10 protein-coding genes are annotated in these 17,494 nt (G+C 65.7%); 6 read left to right on the forward strand and 4 right to left on the reverse strand.

Annotated elements, in window-relative coordinates; all coding sequences use genetic code 11:
- Positions 1-84: 84 nt before the first annotated feature.
- From C8J46_RS12865 to C8J46_RS12880, 4 genes are all read right to left on the reverse strand, one after another.
- A complete protein-coding gene (locus C8J46_RS12865; protein WP_165886548.1) occupies positions 85-5,079 on the reverse strand; it encodes a YadA-like family protein in 4,995 nt (1,664 codons plus the stop codon).
- Between the two features lie 515 nt (positions 5,080-5,594).
- A complete protein-coding gene (locus C8J46_RS12870; protein WP_132739852.1) occupies positions 5,595-6,620 on the reverse strand; it encodes an aspartate-semialdehyde dehydrogenase in 1,026 nt (341 codons plus the stop codon).
- A gap of 385 nt (positions 6,621-7,005) precedes the next feature.
- Complete coding sequence (locus tag C8J46_RS12875) at positions 7,006-7,722, reverse strand: MgtC/SapB family protein (protein WP_056482156.1); 717 nt, start codon at positions 7,720-7,722, stop codon at positions 7,006-7,008.
- A 6-nt stretch (positions 7,723-7,728) separates the two neighbouring features.
- Complete coding sequence (locus C8J46_RS12880; protein WP_132739855.1) at positions 7,729-10,029, reverse strand: S9 family peptidase; 2,301 nt, start codon at positions 10,027-10,029, stop codon at positions 7,729-7,731.
- Between the two features lie 215 nt (positions 10,030-10,244).
- Between C8J46_RS12880 and C8J46_RS12885 the strand changes: the two genes are divergently transcribed.
- The 6 genes from C8J46_RS12885 (at position 10,245) to C8J46_RS12910 (ending at position 17,438) form a co-directional block, all read left to right on the forward strand.
- A complete protein-coding gene (locus C8J46_RS12885; RefSeq protein WP_243643372.1) occupies positions 10,245-10,961 on the forward strand; it encodes a hypothetical protein in 717 nt (238 codons plus the stop codon).
- A gap of 67 nt (positions 10,962-11,028) precedes the next feature.
- Positions 11,029-11,883 (forward strand): MoxR family ATPase, encoded by an 855-nt coding sequence (locus C8J46_RS12890; RefSeq protein WP_060525606.1) that lies wholly within the window; start codon positions 11,029-11,031, stop codon positions 11,881-11,883.
- A gap of 213 nt (positions 11,884-12,096) precedes the next feature.
- Positions 12,097-13,554, forward strand: a complete 1,458-nt coding sequence (locus C8J46_RS12895) for a hypothetical protein (protein ID WP_132739858.1) — start codon at positions 12,097-12,099, stop codon at positions 13,552-13,554.
- A gap of 48 nt (positions 13,555-13,602) precedes the next feature.
- Positions 13,603-14,166 carry a CHAP domain-containing protein gene (locus tag C8J46_RS12900; protein WP_132739861.1) on the forward strand — a complete coding sequence of 188 codons (564 nt, stop codon included), beginning with the start codon at positions 13,603-13,605 and terminating at the stop codon, positions 14,164-14,166.
- A gap of 161 nt (positions 14,167-14,327) precedes the next feature.
- Positions 14,328-16,247, forward strand: a complete 1,920-nt coding sequence (locus C8J46_RS12905; protein WP_132739863.1) for a CocE/NonD family hydrolase — start codon at positions 14,328-14,330, stop codon at positions 16,245-16,247.
- Positions 16,248-16,259: 12 nt separating this feature from the next.
- Positions 16,260-17,438, forward strand: a complete 1,179-nt coding sequence (locus tag C8J46_RS12910; protein ID WP_060525609.1) for a VWA domain-containing protein — start codon at positions 16,260-16,262, stop codon at positions 17,436-17,438.
- Positions 17,439-17,494: the final 56 nt, after the last annotated feature.

Raw genomic sequence — 17,494 nt, forward strand, 5'->3', positions numbered from 1 at the left:
GGAGACCCGAACCCGTCTGTCAACGCCGCCAAACGAAAACGGGCGACCCGAAGGCCGCCCGTTCCCGTCGTCGTCTTGGGCAGATCAGAACTGATATCCGATCCCGCCCGAGCCACCGGCCCGACCCTGCGAGTCGTAGGTGCCGCTCAGCTTGACCACAGTGTGGCCGTCGTTGAAGGCCTTCGACATGCCGACCGCGACTGCCGATTGTCCGGCATAGGTGCCGCCACCGATCGCGACCATGCCCTTGCCTGCTTCATACGCCTGGGGAAGTCCGGCTGCCGCGAGCGCGCCCGACGTGCCCGCATAGCCGTCGCGTCGCACCGAGCGGAGGTCGAAGTCGAGCGCCGCGATCCGTCCGTCGGTATACGCATTGGCCTGCGTCACCGCCGAATTCATGCTCGAATTCAGCTGCCCGACATTGACCGCGTCGGTGGTCGACACGCCCGCCGCGACGTTGCTGAGCACGGTTGCCGCGCCGCCTGCGTTGAACGTCACGTTGGTCCGTCCGGCACCGTATTGGACCGAGTTGCTGCCGAGCGCCAAGGCGCTGTCCGCGGTACCCTGCGCCGTCGCGACCGCCTGGTTGGTGGTGTAGAGCTGACCGCCATTCACCGCATCGGTCGATCCCGTTGCTACTGCTGCGGCGGCAACATTGGTGACCGTTACCGGTGCCGCCGCGTTGCCACCCGCCAGCGTCACGGTGTTGGTGCGGGCGCCGTTCGCATCGGTGCCGTACGACACCGCGTTCACGGCGGTCAGCGCCAGGGCGTACACCTGCCCGCCATTGACCGCATCGGTCGATCCCGCGGCGATCGAACCACCAGCGACATTGTGCAGCCCGACCGGACCGGCCGCCGCACCGACCAGCGTCAGGTCGTTGGTGGGCGTGCCGCCATTGGGTGTCGTGGGGCTGCCGGGGTTGGAATATTGCACCGTCCCGATCGCGCCGTTGTTGATATCGTTGCCGAGATTGGTGACCGCAGTGCTGACGTTGGTCACCGAGGCGCCAAGATTGGCAACGGTCCCCCCGAGATTGGTGACCGTGGTCGACAGGTCGCTCACCGTATTGCCGAGATTGGTGATCGCCGTGGTGTTCGAGGCGACCGCCTGGTTGGTGGCGTTAAGCTGCGCGCCGTTCACCGCGTCGGTCGATGTGGCGTTGATCGCGCCCGCCGCGACATTGCTGATCGTGGTGCCTCCCGCTCCGCCGAGCGTCACCGAGGTCTGTGCGGCATTGTCGTAGCTCACGCTGTTCGTCGCCACCTGGCCGATCTGCCCGCCCACGCCGGCAAGCGCATCGCCGACATTGGTGTAGGTCGTGCCATTGATGACGTAGCTCGGGCCGGTGATCGCGCCGGTCGTGACGTTGTACGCAGCACCGCCGCCAAGGCTTGCGACAAACGCGTTGCCCAGCGTGCTCGAGACACCGCGCAACTGCGCGACGTTGACCGCGTCGGTATCCTCGCTGCCGGCGCCGACGCCGGTGATCTGGCGTGAGCCGAGCGGCGCGAACGTCCCGGTGGCGGGATCGACATAGTCGGCGGTGCGGGCAACCGCGATCTCGCCGATCGAGGATTGCGCGCCGGTGAGCCCGAACGCGGTGTAGTTGGCGACCCCACCCCGCAACGTCGAGGAGGCGCTGCCCAGCGCGACGCTGTTTTCCAGATTGGCGATCGCCCCTGCGCCGAGCGCAGTGGAGGCGAAAGCGGTGGCCGACGAGAGCGTACCGAGCGCGGACGAACCGAAGCCGGAGGCGACTGAGCGTTCGCCGACGGCCAGCGTATAGTCCGCCGACGCCGATGCCGCAGTGCCGAGCGCCGTCGCGTTCAGGCCGCTCGCAGCCGAGTTGTTACCGAAAGCGGCGGCGAAGTCTCCCGTGGCGGTGCTGGCGTTGCCGACTACCAGCGTGTTGACGCCGCCGGTCACGATGTCCGACCCAAAGGCGAGCGAGCCATCGCCATTCACCTGGTTGCGGTTGCCGAGCGCCAGCGCGCCAAGACCGTTGACGACGTTGCTCGTGCCGATCGTGATCGTCCCATTGCCGGTCGCCTGGTTGGTCTGGCCGATCGATACCGATCCGTTGCCGGTGGCGAAGTTAGTGTCGCCCAGCGCCACTGCGCCGATCCCCGTTGCCTGGTTGTCGCGGCCGAGTGCGACCGCACCGTCGCCGGTTGCGATATTGGGATCGCCGATCGCCACCGCACCGTTACCGGACGCGATATTGGCGAAACCGATCGCCACCGCCCTGCCGGTGATCGCGCTGGAACCGTCGCCGATCGCCACCGATCCCGCGCTCGCGGCGACCGTGTTGCGCCCGGCGGCGATGGCGCCATCGGCACTGGCGACGGCGTTCGGGCCGATCGCCGTGGAATCGGTACCCATCGCCCGCGAGTCCGCCATAACCGAGGTCGTGTTGAAATAGCGCAGATCGGCGCTCGTCGGCATGCCGCCGAGCGATGTCTCGATCGCGGACACGGCACCCTGCACGCTACCATAGGTGGTGCCGCCATAGAGGATGCCAGCAGCCACCGCGCCGGTACCCGGATCGTAGGTCGAGCTCCCGCCGAGCGCGGAGGCAACGCTGCTGCCTAGCCCGAACAGCTGCCCGCCATTGACCGCATCCAGGCTGCCGGCGCCCAGCACACCCGCAGCCACGTTGGTGATGCGCTGCGCTGCGCCACCACGGTTCGCGCTGAACGCCTGAAGCGTGCTGTCGTACAGCAAGGCGTCGGTTTGAAGCGCGGTAACGCTGGTATTGATGTTCGCGATGTTGGTCGTGTTGACGCCGACCGCATCGTTGGTGGCGCCGAGCTGTGCGCCGTTCACCGCATCGGTGCTACCCGCGCCGAGCGTGCCTGCCGCGACGTTGCCAAGCACGACCGGCGCAGCCCCTGCCCCGCCGAACGTGACGCGCGACCGGCTCAGGTCGTCATATTGCACCGCCAGCCCGTTGAGCGTGCCGACCTGGCCGGAGACCAGCGCCAGCTGACCGCCGTTGACCGCGTCGGTCGACCCGGTTGCAACCACCCCGTTGGCGACATTGTGCAGCGCGACCGCACCGGCTGCGCCGCCGACCAGCGTGGCGTCGTTCGACGGCACGCCACCGTTCGGCGTGGTCGGCGTACCCACATTGGAATATTGCAGGGCACCGATCGCGCCATTGGCGATGTTGGTGGTGAGGTTGGTGACGTTGGTGTTGGTTGCGAACAGCTGGCTGCCGTTGACCGCGTCGGTCGAGGTGGCACCCAGTGCGCCAGCCGCGACGTTGCCGAGGCCAACCGGTGCCGCCGCACCGACGCCGCCGAGCGTCGCCCGCACGCGCGTCGCATCGTCATACTGCACCGCCAGCGTGTTGAGGGTGCCGACCTGGTCGACGACCGTGGAAAGCTGACCGCCGTTGACCGCATCGGTCGATCCCGTCGCGACGACACCCGCGGCGACATTGTGCAGCCCGACCGGCCCTGCCGCCGCACCGACCAGCGCGACGTCGTTGCTCGGGGTACCGCCATTGGGCACGGTCGGCGTCGCGGCGTTCGAATACTGGACCGCGCCGATGCCGCCATTGCTGATGTTGGTGGTCAGGTTGGTCAGCGCGGTGTTGGTGTTGGTGACGTTGGTGTTGGTCGCGAACAGCTGGCTGCCGTTGACGGCGTCGGTCGAGGCCGCATCGAGCGTACCTGCCGCAACGTTGGTCAGCGCGACCGGTGCCGCCGCACCGACACCGCCGAGCGTCGCCCGCGCGCGCGCCGCATCGTCATACTGCACCGCCAGCGTGGCGAGATCGCCGACCTGGCCGGACACGGTCGCCAGCTGGCCGCCATTCACGGCATCGGTGGAGCCTGCCGCGGCGACGCCGGCCGCGACATTGTGCAGCCCGACCGGTGCTGCCGTGGCACCGACCAGCGCAACATCGTTGGTCGGGGTACCGCCGTTTGGAACCGTCGGCGTGGCCGCGTCGGCATATTGCACCGCGCCGATCGCGCCGTTGGCGATGTTGGTCGTCAGGTTGGTGACGTTGGTGTTGGTCGCGAACAGCTGGCTGCCGTTGACGGCGTCGGTCGAGGTCGCGTCGAGCGTGCCCGCCGCAACGTTGGTTAGCGCGACCGGTGCCGCCGCACCGACACCGCCCAGCGTAACGCTTGCTCGGGTCGCATCGTCATACTGGACCGCACCGCTGGCAACCGTGCCGATCTGCGCCCGGACGCCGGCAAGCTGGCTGACGTTCACCGCGTCGGTGTCCGCCGAGCCTGCCGCGACGTTGGTGATCTGGCGTTCGCCACCTACGGTGCCGACGGAAACTTCGCCCGCCGAGTTCTGAAGCGCGGCAAGCCCGATCGCGGCGTAATCCGCCTGTGGCCCGCGCGCGGCAATGCTGTTCGCCCCCAACGCAACGCCGTTGACGCCGGTGGCGGTCGCCCCCGTACCCAGCGCAACCGCGCCCGTCGCGCCCGCACCGACGCCAGCATTGGTGCCGAGCGCAATCGACCCCAGCGCGGTCGCATCGGTCACCGACCCGTTGCCGAACGCGATCGAGTTCTCCTCGCCTGCAAACGCCGCCGCCCCGGTCGCGCCGAGCCCGGTGATCCGGTTGCCGCCGATCGCGATGCCGGCCGGGGTCCGGAGCTCAAAACCGTCCGCCTGCGAAACGCAGTTGGAATTCGGCCCGATCGCATTTCCGTTTATGTCCAGTACGCTCAGCGTGATGTCGTCGCCATCGGCCGCAGAGGTCAGCAACCCGTCGACGTCGATGGTCTGCGTCGTTGCGGGAAGCGCCGGGATCAGCCCGCCCACCAACGGCACGAGAAGAATTCGGTTCACGGTCGTCAGGATAGGATTAAGCGTGTTCTCGATCGGTGTGACGACCCCGCCGATGACGGGGCGCATGATCTCGGTAACGACCGATTTCGGGAGGCTGACGCCGGAGCACACGCCAACGACGTTGGGGGGCGGGACAACCTGGGCAACGGCTGGTTGTGACGCGAGCGTCGTCGCAGCGGCCAGCCCAATCAGCGATACACCGCCGCGGATCTGCCGCATGATGCTCGTGTCGCGCCGCGGCCGGGCGGTTTGGACCATCCCGGATGTGGTGACGCCCGAATTCCGAGCTTGCGACGCATTCCCATAAGCCGATGCGATAGACATGCCGATAACCTCCACAAGCGACTGCAAATGCAGCCCAACCGTCACCGGACACTGGTTGTCTTCCAACCTAGTGACCGGAACGTGGGAAGCCTCGACCCATGATTACTAACAGTAAGTTACCTATTAAAACGGGTTTGATATCTATCCATTATGATCGAATTCAAGATTTATACTTACATTGGCTATAAACCGTAGCATTACGAAACATCAAAGTTCCACATTGCTACACATGTTAATACTCAATCTCCTGACCAAAGGTCAACATTTCAAACAAAACATAACAAGTTTTGCTTTGGGACCAATTGTCGAAGTGGGTCTGATGGCTCCGCGACCAACGCAGAATAATTTTGGGCCCGCTCCGAAAACCAGAAACCGCGCCGCCATTCTGGATGGCGACGCGGTCAGGCGGATCGAAGCAGTCGATATCGGGGCGAGTCGCCCCGCGCAGTTTAGGCCTTCTGCAAATGCCGGCGTCCAAGCAGTTCGGCGATCTGGACCGCGTTCAGCGCCGCGCCCTTGCGGAGGTTGTCGCTGACGCACCACAGGTTCAGGCCGTTCTCGACGGTCGGATCCTCGCGCACGCGGCTGATATACGTCGCGAAGTCGCCGACGCACTCGATCGGCGTGATGTAGCCGCCGTCCTCGCGCTTATCGACGAGCATGATGCCGGGCGCCTCGCGGAGGATGTTCTGCGCTTCCTCGGCCGAGATCTCGTTCTCGAACTCGATGTTGATCGCTTCCGAATGGCCGACGAACACCGGCACGCGCACGCAGGTCGCGGTGACCTTGATCGTCTTGTCGAGGATCTTCTTGGTCTCGACGACCATCTTCCACTCTTCCTTGGTCGAGCCGTCGTCGAGGAAGCTGTCGATGTGCGGGATCACGTTGAAGGCGATCTGCTTGGTGAACAGCTTGGGCTCTGCGGGATCGCCGACGAAGATGTTGCGGCTCTGCTCGAACAGCTCGTCCATGCCCGCCTTGCCCGCGCCCGACACCGACTGGTAGGTCGAGACGACCACGCGCAGGATCTTCGCGGCGTCGTGCAGCGGCTTTAGCGCGACGACCATCTGCGCGGTCGAGCAGTTCGGGTTGGCGATGATGTTGCGGACCTTGTAGCCGTCGATCGCCTCGGGGTTCACCTCGGGCACGATCAGCGGCACGTCGGGGTCCATGCGGTATAGCGACGAATTGTCGATCACCACGCAGCCGGCCGCGGCGGCTATCGGCGCATAGATCGCCGAGCCCTCGGAGCCGATCGCGAACAGCGCCATGTCCCAGCCGTTCCAGTCGAAATGCTCGATGTTCGTGCATTTGATCTGCTTGCCGGTGTCGCCATAGTCGACCATCAACCCCTGGCTGCGCGACGACGCGACGCAGGCGATCTCGTCCGCCGGAAACTCGCGTTCCGCCAGGATGTTGAGGATCTCACGCCCGACATTGCCGGTCGCGCCCGCGACCACCACCCGATAACCCATGTTGTCACTCCGATTGGACTTGGGGCGGGCAGTACCGACGTTGCGCCACGAGGTCCAACGGCTTTCGACTTGTTGCGCGGATAGGGGGAGTTTGGGGCTCGCGAGGTTTGCCCGGACCTGGGAGACGACACCCCTCCCTTCCGTGTTCTCCCGCGAAGGCGGGAGCCCAATCTGGGCCCCCGCCTTCGCGGGGGAACACGCTAGTGTTCAGCGATATGGATCAGCACCTGCCCCAGCAGTAGCACCACCCCGGCGGAGGCCGGGGCCCAGTTGGGGGACGTTGCCAACTGAGCGCTGTGGTCCACTACTGCGACCTTTCCAACTGGGCCCCGGCCTTCGCCGGGGTGGTGGCTGGGGAAGGTGCACAGCTAGATCCGCCCCCGCCTCAATCGTGCGTCCGCGCCTGCCATGTCGCATGCTCGATCCCGTGCACCTTCGCCAGGTGATCCGTGATCGCATCCAGCTCCCCAGCCGGCACGTTCGTCGCCACCAGCGTAGCCGCAATCTCGACCCGGTCCTCCCCCCGCTCGGTCACGTCCAGTTCCGCCACCTGCAACTGCGCAGCCTCCAGATGCTCGACCACCAGATCGCCGATCGGCCCAGCATCTCCCGCCGCGACCGTCACCATCACGCTATAGGTAGCCTCGATCGTCCGCCCCTCGGTCGGGATGCGGTTGATCCCGTCGACCAGCGGCCGCAACGCGGTGTTCGCCAGCAGCACGACGAACGTCAGCAATCCCGCCTCCGCGATCATGTCGCTGCCCGCGCACGACCCCACCGCCGCCGAGCACCACAGCGTCGCCGCAGTGTTCAGCCCGCGAACGTTCATCCCTTCCTTCATGATCACGCCCGCGCCGAGGAAGCCGATCCCCGACACGACATAGGCGATGATCCGGATCGACTCGACGTCGCCACCCAGCCGCTGCCCGAGATCGACGAACGCCGCCGACCCGAGTGCGACCAGCGTGTTCGTCCGCAACCCCGCGGTCCGCTGGCGATACTGCCGCTCCGCCCCGATCAACGTCCCGAACACGAACGCGGCGATGTAACTCACCACCGTGTCGAGGAAAGGCCACAGGTGAAACGTCTCGACGAACCGCACCGCCGGCTACTTCACCGGCGCTGGCGCAACCTCAGGCACCGGCTTGTCCTTCACTGTCCGGTCGAGGAAGTTGAGGATCGTCCCCCAGACATGCTCGCTGATCCCAGGCCCCGATACGCGGTGCGTGTAGCCGGGGTAGAACATCATCTCGAACGGTGTCGCGGTCGCCTGCATGCGCGCGGCGACCTTGGTGGAATTGTCGAGGAACACGTTATCGTCCGCCATGCCATGGATCAGCAGCAACGGATCGACGATGCGGTTCGCCTCCTCGACCGCCGCCGACGTCGCATAGCTCGCCGGGTCCTTCGCTGGATCGCCCAGATAGCGCTCGGTATAATGCGTGTCGTACAGCTGCCAGTCGGTGACCGGCGCGCCGGAAACAGCGGCCGCATACACGCCCGGCGTCTTCTCCAGCATCTTCAGCGACATATAGCCGCCGTACGACCAGCCATAGGTCGCGATCTTGCTCGGCTCGACGAACGGCAGCGACTTCAGGTAATTCGCACCCGACAGCTGGTCCTCGACCTCTACCGTGCCCATTGCGTGATAGATCTGGTCCTCGAACGCCTTGCCGCGATTATACGAGCCGCGATTGTCGATCTTGAAATAGATCCAGCCGCGATCGACCAGATACTGCGGCAGCGCCCCCTGCCAGCCGCGCGTGACCTGCTGGCCGGTGCCGGGGCCGCCGTAATGTTCGAAGAACACCGGGTATTTCTTGCCCGGCTCCAATGGCGGCGTGATCATCTCGTAATAGAGAGTCATGCCGTTCTTGGCCTTCAGCGTCCCGAACTTGGTCTGCTGATGGCTCGACAGATACGGGTAATAAGGGTGCCCCTCGACCACCGCATTCTCGTTGATCCACGAAATCCGCTTGCCGGTCGCATCCGCCAGATAGACCTGCGTCGGCTGCTTCGGGTTCGAGCGCGAGATGATGAAGCGGCTTGCGGCGGCATCCATCGTCGCGCTGTTCCACCAGCCGGCTTCGGTCAGCCTGGTGATCGCGTTCGGCTTGGCGACGTCGACCGAATAGAGCTGCTGCTCGAGCACGTCGTCCTTGTTGCCGAGGAAGAACAGCCGCCCCTTGGTTTCATCCACGCCGACCAGATCGGTCACGACCCAGTCGCCCTTGGTCAGCTGCGTCCATTTGCCCGATGCGAACCGGTAGAGATGCCCGTAGCCGCTCCGCTCCGACCGCCAGATCAGGCTGCCGTCCTTGAGCACATGATACGCATCCGACAGGTTGAGCCAGCTCTTTACGCCCGACTTCTCGGTGAACAGCACCGTCGACTTGCCGGTCGCCGGATCGACACGCAGCATCTCGAGCAGCTTCTGGTCGCGGCTCTGGCGCTGGACCAGCAGCATCCGGCCGTCCGGCGTCCAGTCTACGCGCGCCAGATAGATATCCGGGTTGGTGCCCAGATCGACCTTCACCTGCCCCGAACCATCGGGCTTCATGATATACAGGTCGACCAGCACGTTGGGCGTACCGGCCGCCGGGTAGCGCTGCTCATACACCTTGGTCCCGGTCGCGCCGATCGACGCACGCGTTGCGGTGTGCACCGGCGCCTCGTCGAACCGCTCGACCGCGACATAGCGCTCGTCGGGCGACCACCAGTATCCGGTGCGGCGATCCATTTCCTCCTGCGCGACGAATTCCGCCTCGCCGAAGTGGACCGTGCCGCCCCCTCCGGTGGTGACAGCCCGCGCGGCGCCACCGCTGAGCGGTTGGACGAAGACGTTCTGGTCGCGGACGAACGAGACGAAGCCGCCCTTGGGGCTGACCACCGGGTTCAGCTCGCCGCCGGGCGTGTTGGTCAGCCGCGTGACCTTGCCGTCGAGCCCTGCGAGATACAGGTCGCCATCGAGCGGCACGAGGATCGACTTGCCGTCGGGCGCCCAGTCATACGCGACGATGCCCTTCTGCCCGCCGATCCGTGCACGCTCGCGCTGCATCTTCTCGGCTTCGGTCAGCTCGGCACCGCTGCCGACCTTCTTCGAATCGACCAGCATGCGCGCCTGCCCGGTTGCGGTATCGACCGCCCAGAGATCGAAGCGCTCCTTCTCGTCGTCGCGGTTGCGCAAGCTCGTCAGCAACGTGCCGTCCGGCGACAGCCGCACCGCACGGGGCTGCGACCCAGACAGGTCCGGATTTCCGAACACGCGTGCCATCGTCAGATCACCGGGTTTAGCCGCCTCGACAGGCTTGACCGGCTCGGCGGGCGCTACCGCCGGGGCCACCTGATCAGCAGCCATCGCGGCGGTTCCGACCGAAGCAAGCGCAAGCCCGAGCAACCATGTTCGCATCCTGTAGACTCCGTGGGATCATCCCGCCGGATACCGCCCGACGGCCCGAAGATGTTCGGTGGCGCGTTATCGCGACGGCATGAGGCGGCGTAAAGGGCGCATCGCAACGACGATCTAGACCATTCCGATTGTCGACCGATGAGCATGAGATAATTACCACCACGTAAACCGCGTCTTTACGCGCTTCGTTTAAACGGACCGACGAGAACCCCGCCGTGGACGATCGTTCCACGGCGCAGCACGACCGGAGTATGATGGTCTCGACCACAATACCGCAGGGCATCGAGCCCGTAGGCGAGCACGGCACATGGCAGGCGCTCGTCCGGCTGGCCGAGGCCGATAGCAGCGTCGCGCACTCCCATTATCGCCGCCTCGTTGCCGGCGGGCAGGCGGCTCGCAACCTCACCGACGCGGTCCACGCGCTGTGCTCGGTGCACGGCGACCATCCCGGCATGATCGCCGATGTCCTGACATACGCGGCCCAGCCCGAGGCACAGGACTGGCTGACCGCCGCCGCCGCCGGATTCGTCGACGAGCGCACCTATCTCGCGCAGCTGACTGCCGCGGTCGGCCCGCTGCCCTCGACCCCCGGCCAGGCGGAAACCGAGTCGGCGCTGGTCGGCGAACGCCACGCACTCGAAATGCTCGCCCGGTCCGAGCGGCGCGGCTGCGCGACCGGCGCGGTCGCGGCGCTGCTACTCGATTGGGGGGCGATCCGCGTCATGCTCGATATCGCCGCGGAACGCTTCGGTCTCGCGATCCCCGCACCGACATTTCCATCGGACTCCGACACCGAGGCGGTGATCGCGGAGCTCGGCACGTCCCCCGGCACCCAGCGCGCTATCCTGTTCGGCGCGCAACAGCTGTTCGCGCAGCACCGCGGCCTGTGGTCGCTGCTCGAAGCCCGTGCGAGCGCCCGCGGCGATCTGTAACCGGCTTGCACGGGGCTGCGAAAACCCTCTATCCATACCCGGTATTCAGAACCGGACGGGACATCGCATGAAGCGCTTCGAGGGCACCCAGAGCTACGTCGCGACCGACGATTTGAAGGTTGCGGTCAACGCCGCCGTCACGCTGCGTCGCCCGCTGCTGATCAAGGGTGAGCCCGGCACCGGCAAGACCGTGCTCGCCTACGAGATTGCCAAGGCGCTCGGCGCGCCGCTGATCGAGTGGAACATCAAGTCGACCACCAAGGCGCAGCAGGGCCTGTACGAATATGACGCGGTCGCCCGCCTGCGCGACGGCCAGCTCGGCGATGCGCGCGTCCACGACATCGGCAATTATATCCGCAAGGGCAAGCTCTGGGAGGCGTTCACGCAGCCCGCGCCGCCCGTCTTGCTGATCGACGAAATCGACAAGGCCGATATCGAGTTCCCGAACGACCTGTTGCAGGAACTCGATCGGATGGAGTTCCACGTCTACGAGACAAAGGAAACCGTGCGCGCGGTCGAGCGACCGATCGTCATCATCACATCGAACAACGAGAAGGAACTGCCCGACGCGTTCCTCCGCCGTTGCTTCTTCCACTACATCAAGTTTCCCGATCGCCAGACCATGCAGGCGATCGTCGACGTCCACTTCCCCGGCATCCAGAAGATCCTCGTCAGCAAGGCGATGGACCTATTCTACGACGTCCGCGACGTGCCGGGCCTGAAGAAGAAGCCCTCGACCAGCGAGTTGCTCGACTGGCTCAAGCTGCTGCTCCACGAGGACATGCCCCTCGACATCCTCCAAAACCGCGACCCGACCAAGGCGATCCCGCCCTTGCACGGCGCGCTGCTCAAGAACGAACAGGACGTCATGCTGTTCGAACGCCTCGCGTTCATGGCGAAGCGCCAGAAGAACCAGGGGTAAGGACGGCGTTAATCTATTAGCGACATAGGGGGCGCGGTGATTCCGATCCGCCCCCCGCCAGGGGGAGGTGGCGCCAAAGGCGACGGAGGGGGAGGACACGAAACCGATGTTACCCCTTGCCGCCCCCTCCGTCAGGCTTCGCCTGCCACCTCCCCCTGGCGGGGGAGGATCATCACGTTCCGACATTCATGAACGTCTCCCAGCGACAGCACTATGCTGATCCAGCAAAAGCCGTCGATCCAACCGCGCCGCGCAACGGCAGCGCTCGCAGCGATCATCTTGCTCGGCCTCGCATTACGCCTGTGGAGCGCCCGCGGTGGCCTATGGGTCGACGAGGCATGGTCCGCGCAGTTCGTCGCGCAAGCCGGCTCCGCCTGGGGGATCTTCTGGCGGATCAACCACGACAATAATCACTATCTCAACAGCCTATGGATCCTGCTGGTCGGCCCCTACGCGCCACCTCTGCTGATCCGCGCATTCTCGATTCTGACCGGCACGCTCTCGATCGCGGTGGCCGGGGCGATCGGCTGGCGGCGCGACGCCACGACCGGACTGATTGCCGCACTCCTGTTCGCAGTATCACCGATCCTAGTCGCCTATGGTGCAGAAGCGCGCGGCTACGGGCCGATGCTGCTCGCGATGCTGTTGTCGGTCCTGCTGATCGACCGCTGGCTCGACAGCGACCCCCACCGTAACGACGCCCCGCCCGCCTGGGCCCTCGCCGCCTTGACGCTGGCGGGACTGCTCGCGCAACTCACCTACCTCTTCGCGCTCGCCGCGTACGCTGGCTGGATCGTCACGACACGCAGCCGCCGCGGTTCGATCGACTCCGCCGTCGCCACGACCGCGCGCGCGCTCGGTCCTTCAGCCGCCGTCTTCGCACTGGTCGTCGCGTTCGTCATCGCCGCTGCCTCTGCGAGCACGACCGGCTTTCAGGCGGGCGGCTATCCGAGCTTCACGCTCGCCGCGTTCGCCGACGTGCTGGCGGAGACGATCGCCTACACCACCGGGTTCGCACTGCCCGTTGCGACCGCGACGATCGGCGTGGCGCTGGTTGCGATCGCCGCATTGTTATGGCGCGCCGCATCCGATCGTCGTCCGTTCTACCTCTTCGCAACGATCGCCTTCCCGCTGGTCCTCGGCGTAGCGCTTTGGCGGATCGGCAACGCCGGCTTCGCACGCTATTATCTGGTCGCGGTCGTCGGGTTGCTTCTGCTGCTGGCCGATTCCGCGCGCGCAGCGATCCGTCACGGCGGTTGGCGCAAAGGCGTCGCGATCGTCCTTACGTTGCTTGTGGTATGTGCGTCCCTGCATCGCGACTATGCGCTCGCCGCTGCAGCGCGCGGCGACCCGGCACGGGCGATCGCTACGATGCAGTCCCGCGTTCCGCTCGGCACGACGGTCCTGGTCGATACGATCCGCCCGATTCCAGTACTCGACGTCGCCGCGCGCAGTATCGGATATCCGCTCGCGATCCGCCAGACCTGTTCCAAAGCCGCCTTCGTGTTCATCGATCTAGATCCGACGACGGCCCCGGCCAGCATGATCGCTCGCTGCAACGATCGTTACCGGCTCGTGCAGGCCGGCCGCCATCTCGCGCTCTCCGGGCTAGACTGGGCGCTGTATGCCCGCGGCGATCTGCCCGAAAAACGCGGCAGAGCGCCTCGTTAACCATAGGCCGCAACCGACCAGTCATCAGCCGCTTGATACCGTCGGCCCATGAAGCGACTCCCTCGAACGCTCCTCGCCATCGCCCTCACCGCATCGGCTGCCAGCGCCAATGCCAGCTCGTTGCTTAATTATGTCGGCGAATGCGTGCCGTTCGCGCGCGCCGCGTCGGGCATCCAGATCTACGGCAATGCCTGGACCTGGTGGAGCCAGGCCGACGGCAAATACGAACGCACGCACAAGCCCAAGGAAGGCGCGGTGATCGTCTTCGCCAAGACCGCGCGCCTGCCGATGGGGCATGTCGCGGTTGTCAGCCGCGTCGTCGAGAAGCGCGTCGTGATGCTGACGCATGCAAACTGGTCGCGGCAGAACGGCGAACGCGGACATGCCGAACAGGACGTCACGCTGTTCGACGTGTCGCGCAACAACGACTGGAGCGACGTGAAGGTCTGGTACAAGGACGTCGACGGCCTCGGTGGGGGCGTCTACCCGGTCTACGGCTTCATCTACGGCCACGCGCATGCCGCCCCCGAACTGACCAGCCGCAACCCTGATTATGTCGGCGCACTGATCGACGCCTATGTCCCGGTGAGCGGCGAACCAATCGCCCGCTAACGCTCCGCACGTCATCCTGACGAAAGTCAGGACCCAGAGTTCCGGCCGCCGTCCTTTATAACGTTGGGTCCTGCCTTTCGTCAGGATGACGGAGGGTAGAGGATTGCCGCCACCCTCGAAACCGTGCCACCACCGTCGCGGAAAAGACGGTGAGGATGATGATGCGGCTCAAGACCCTAACGACGATGACGCTGGCCTTGCTCGCCACGTCGGCCCCCGCAATCGTCGGCGCGCAAAAGGAAAAGTCCCCGCCGCCCGGTGGTGACATTCCCGCCAAGTTCGTCCCCGCCAATGCGAGCTTCGACTTCGACCGACGCGAGGTCGACATCAAAATGCGCGACGGCGTCACGCTCCACGCGGCCATCGTCCAGCGCAAGGGGCTCACCGACGCCCCGATCCTGCTCCAGCGCACCCCCTACAACGCCGAAAGCGCCGCCAGCCGGTCGTCGAGCCCCAGCGGCGCGATGAACCTGCGCGCTGCCGACGCGATGTTCTTCGACGCGGGCTATATCCGCGTGTTCGAGGACGTTCGCGGCAAGAACGGCTCGAACGGCGCCTATATCAACGAACGCCCGCTGATCGGCCCGCTCAACAGGACGAAGGTCGATCACTCGACCGATGCCTACGATACGATCGAATGGCTGGTGAAGAACCTCAAGAACTCGAACGGCCGCGTCGGCATCATCGGCGGCAGCTATGACGGCATGATGGCCGCGATGGCGCTCGTGAACCCGCATCCCGCGCTGAAAGCCGCGGTGCCGATGAACCCGGTCATCAACACCTGGAAGGGCGACGACGACTTCCACGGCGGCGCCTTCCGCCAGATCGGCTACGATTACTACTACACGCAGGACGCCGCGAAGGGCGAAGCGGGCGACCTCTGGCGCGACGCCTACGACGACTACGACACGTTCCTCCGCGCCGGATCCGCCACCGATTTCGTGAAAAGCCGCGGTCTCGAACAACTCCCCTTCGTCAATCGCCTCCACGATCACCCGAGCTACGACGCGTTCTGGCAGGGTCAGGCGCTCGAGACGATCCTGCCGAAGCAACCGCAGACGGTGCAGACGCTCTGGGTCGCCAGCCAATGGGACCAGGAAGACATCTACGGTGCGGTCGCGGCCTACGAAGCCGTATCGAAAGTCGACCCCAACCACGTCAACCACCTCGCGCTCGGCCCATGGGCGCATGGCGGCGCGAACGGCGACGGCTCGACCCTCGGCGCGATCCGCTTCGATGCCGACACCGCGCTCTGGTTCCGCAAGAACGTCCTGCTGCCATTCCTGAACGGCGCGCTGAAGACCGGCGGTAGCCCCGCACCACTCGCCCCCGTCACCGCGTTCCAGACCGGCGCTAACCAGTGGCAGACGCTCGCCGGCTGGCCGAACTCGACCGCCACGCAGAAACTCTATTTCCAGCCCGCCAGCGGCCTCGCCCCGACCGCCCCCGCGCAGGACGGCCACGACGACTACATCTCCGACCCCACCAAGCCGATCCCCTACCGCCTCCGCCCGATCCGCCCGACCTACGCGACCGGCTCGACCTGGCGGCAATGGCTGGTCGACGATCAGCGCCCGTTCTCCGACCGCACTGACGTCCTCACCTACCAGACGCCCCCACTGACGACCTCAGTCGCGATCGCCGGCGCGCCCGTCGCGGACCTGATCGCCAGCACCACCGGCACCGACGGCGATTTCGTGGTGAAGCTGATTGACGTCTATCCCGCCGAATATTCCGACAAGCCCGAGATGGGCGGCTACCAGCTCGCCGTCTCGATGGACATTCTCCGCGGCCGCTATCGCGGTAGCTTCGAGAAGCCGACCCCGATCGTCGCCGGCCAGCCGACGCATTTTCGCGTCGTGCTACCCAACGCCAACCACGTCTTCCTCCCCGGCCACCGCATCATGGTCCAGGTCCAGTCGAGCTGGTTCCCGCTCTACGACCGCAACCCGCAGACCTACGTCCCCAACATCTTCGACGCGGAGCCCGCCGACTACCGCAAGGCCACGATCAGCGTCTTCCACTCGGCCGCGCAGGCCAGCGCGATCGAACTGCCGATCGCGGCTGCGGCGGCAAAGTGACGGAGTGACCTCATGTTCCTGAACTTCCTCGACGAACTCCGCAGCGCCGGCATTCCCGCCAGCCTCAAGGAGCACCTCATCCTGCTGGAGGCGCTCGACGCCGAGGTGATCGAGCGGACACCCGAGGATTTCTACTACCTCTCCCGCGCGGTGTACGTGAAGGACGAGGGGCTGCTCGACAAGTTCGACCAGGTCTTCGCCAAGGTCTTCCGCGGCCTCGCCACCAGCTACGGCACCCCCGCCGGCGAAGTCCCCGAGGACTGGCTGAAGGCGGTCGCCGAGAAATTCCTCACCCCCGAGGAGATGGCGGCGATCAAGTCGCTCGGCTCGTGGGACGAGATCATGGAGACGCTCAAAAAACGCCTCGAGGAGCAGAAGGAACGCCACCAGGGCGGCAACAAATGGGTCGGCACCGGCGGCACGAGCCCGTATGGCAACGGCGGCTACAACCCCGAAGGCGTCCGCATCGGCGGCGAAAGCACGCACAAGCGCGCGCTGAAAGTCTGGGACCAGCGCGAGTTCCGCAACCTCGACAACACCAAGGAACTCGGCACCCGCAACATCAAGGTGGCACTCCGCCGCCTGCGCCGCTTCGCCCGCGACGGCGCCGCCGACGAACTCGACATCGACGGCACGATCGCCGGCACCGCGCGGCAGGGTTATCTCGACATCGTCATGCGCGCCGAGCGCCGCAATGCGGTGAAGCTGCTGCTGTTCCTCGACGTCGGCGGCTCGATGGACCCGTTCGTCAAGCTGTGCGAGGAACTGTTCTCGGCCGCGACGACCGAGTTCAAGAACCTCGAATTCTTCTACTTCCACAATTGCCCGTACGAGGGTGTGTGGAAGGACAACACGCGGCGCTTCGCCGAGCGCACGCCGATGTGGGACCTGCTCCACAAATACGGCCACGACTACAAGCTGATCTTCGTCGGCGACGCGTCGATGAGCCCGTACGAGATCACCCACCCCGGCGGCTCGGTCGAGCATTTCAACGAGGAACCGGGCGCGGTGTGGATGCAGCGGTTGACCAACACCTATCCGGCGGCGGCGTGGCTCAACCCGGTGCCCGAGGCGCAATGGGGCTATTCGCAGTCGGTGCGGATCATCCGCGAACTGATGACTGACCGCATGTACCCGCTGAGCCTCGCCGGGCTCGACGACGCGATGCGCGAGCTGACCCGCAAACGGTGACTTCGGCGCGGTGAGCCGCTGACCGTAACGGAACCGTCACGGACGCGATCGGTTTA

It is taken from the genome of Sphingomonas sp. PP-F2F-A104-K0414, from assembly GCF_004340945.1.
Taxonomy (GTDB): Bacteria; Pseudomonadota; Alphaproteobacteria; order Sphingomonadales; family Sphingomonadaceae; genus Sphingomonas.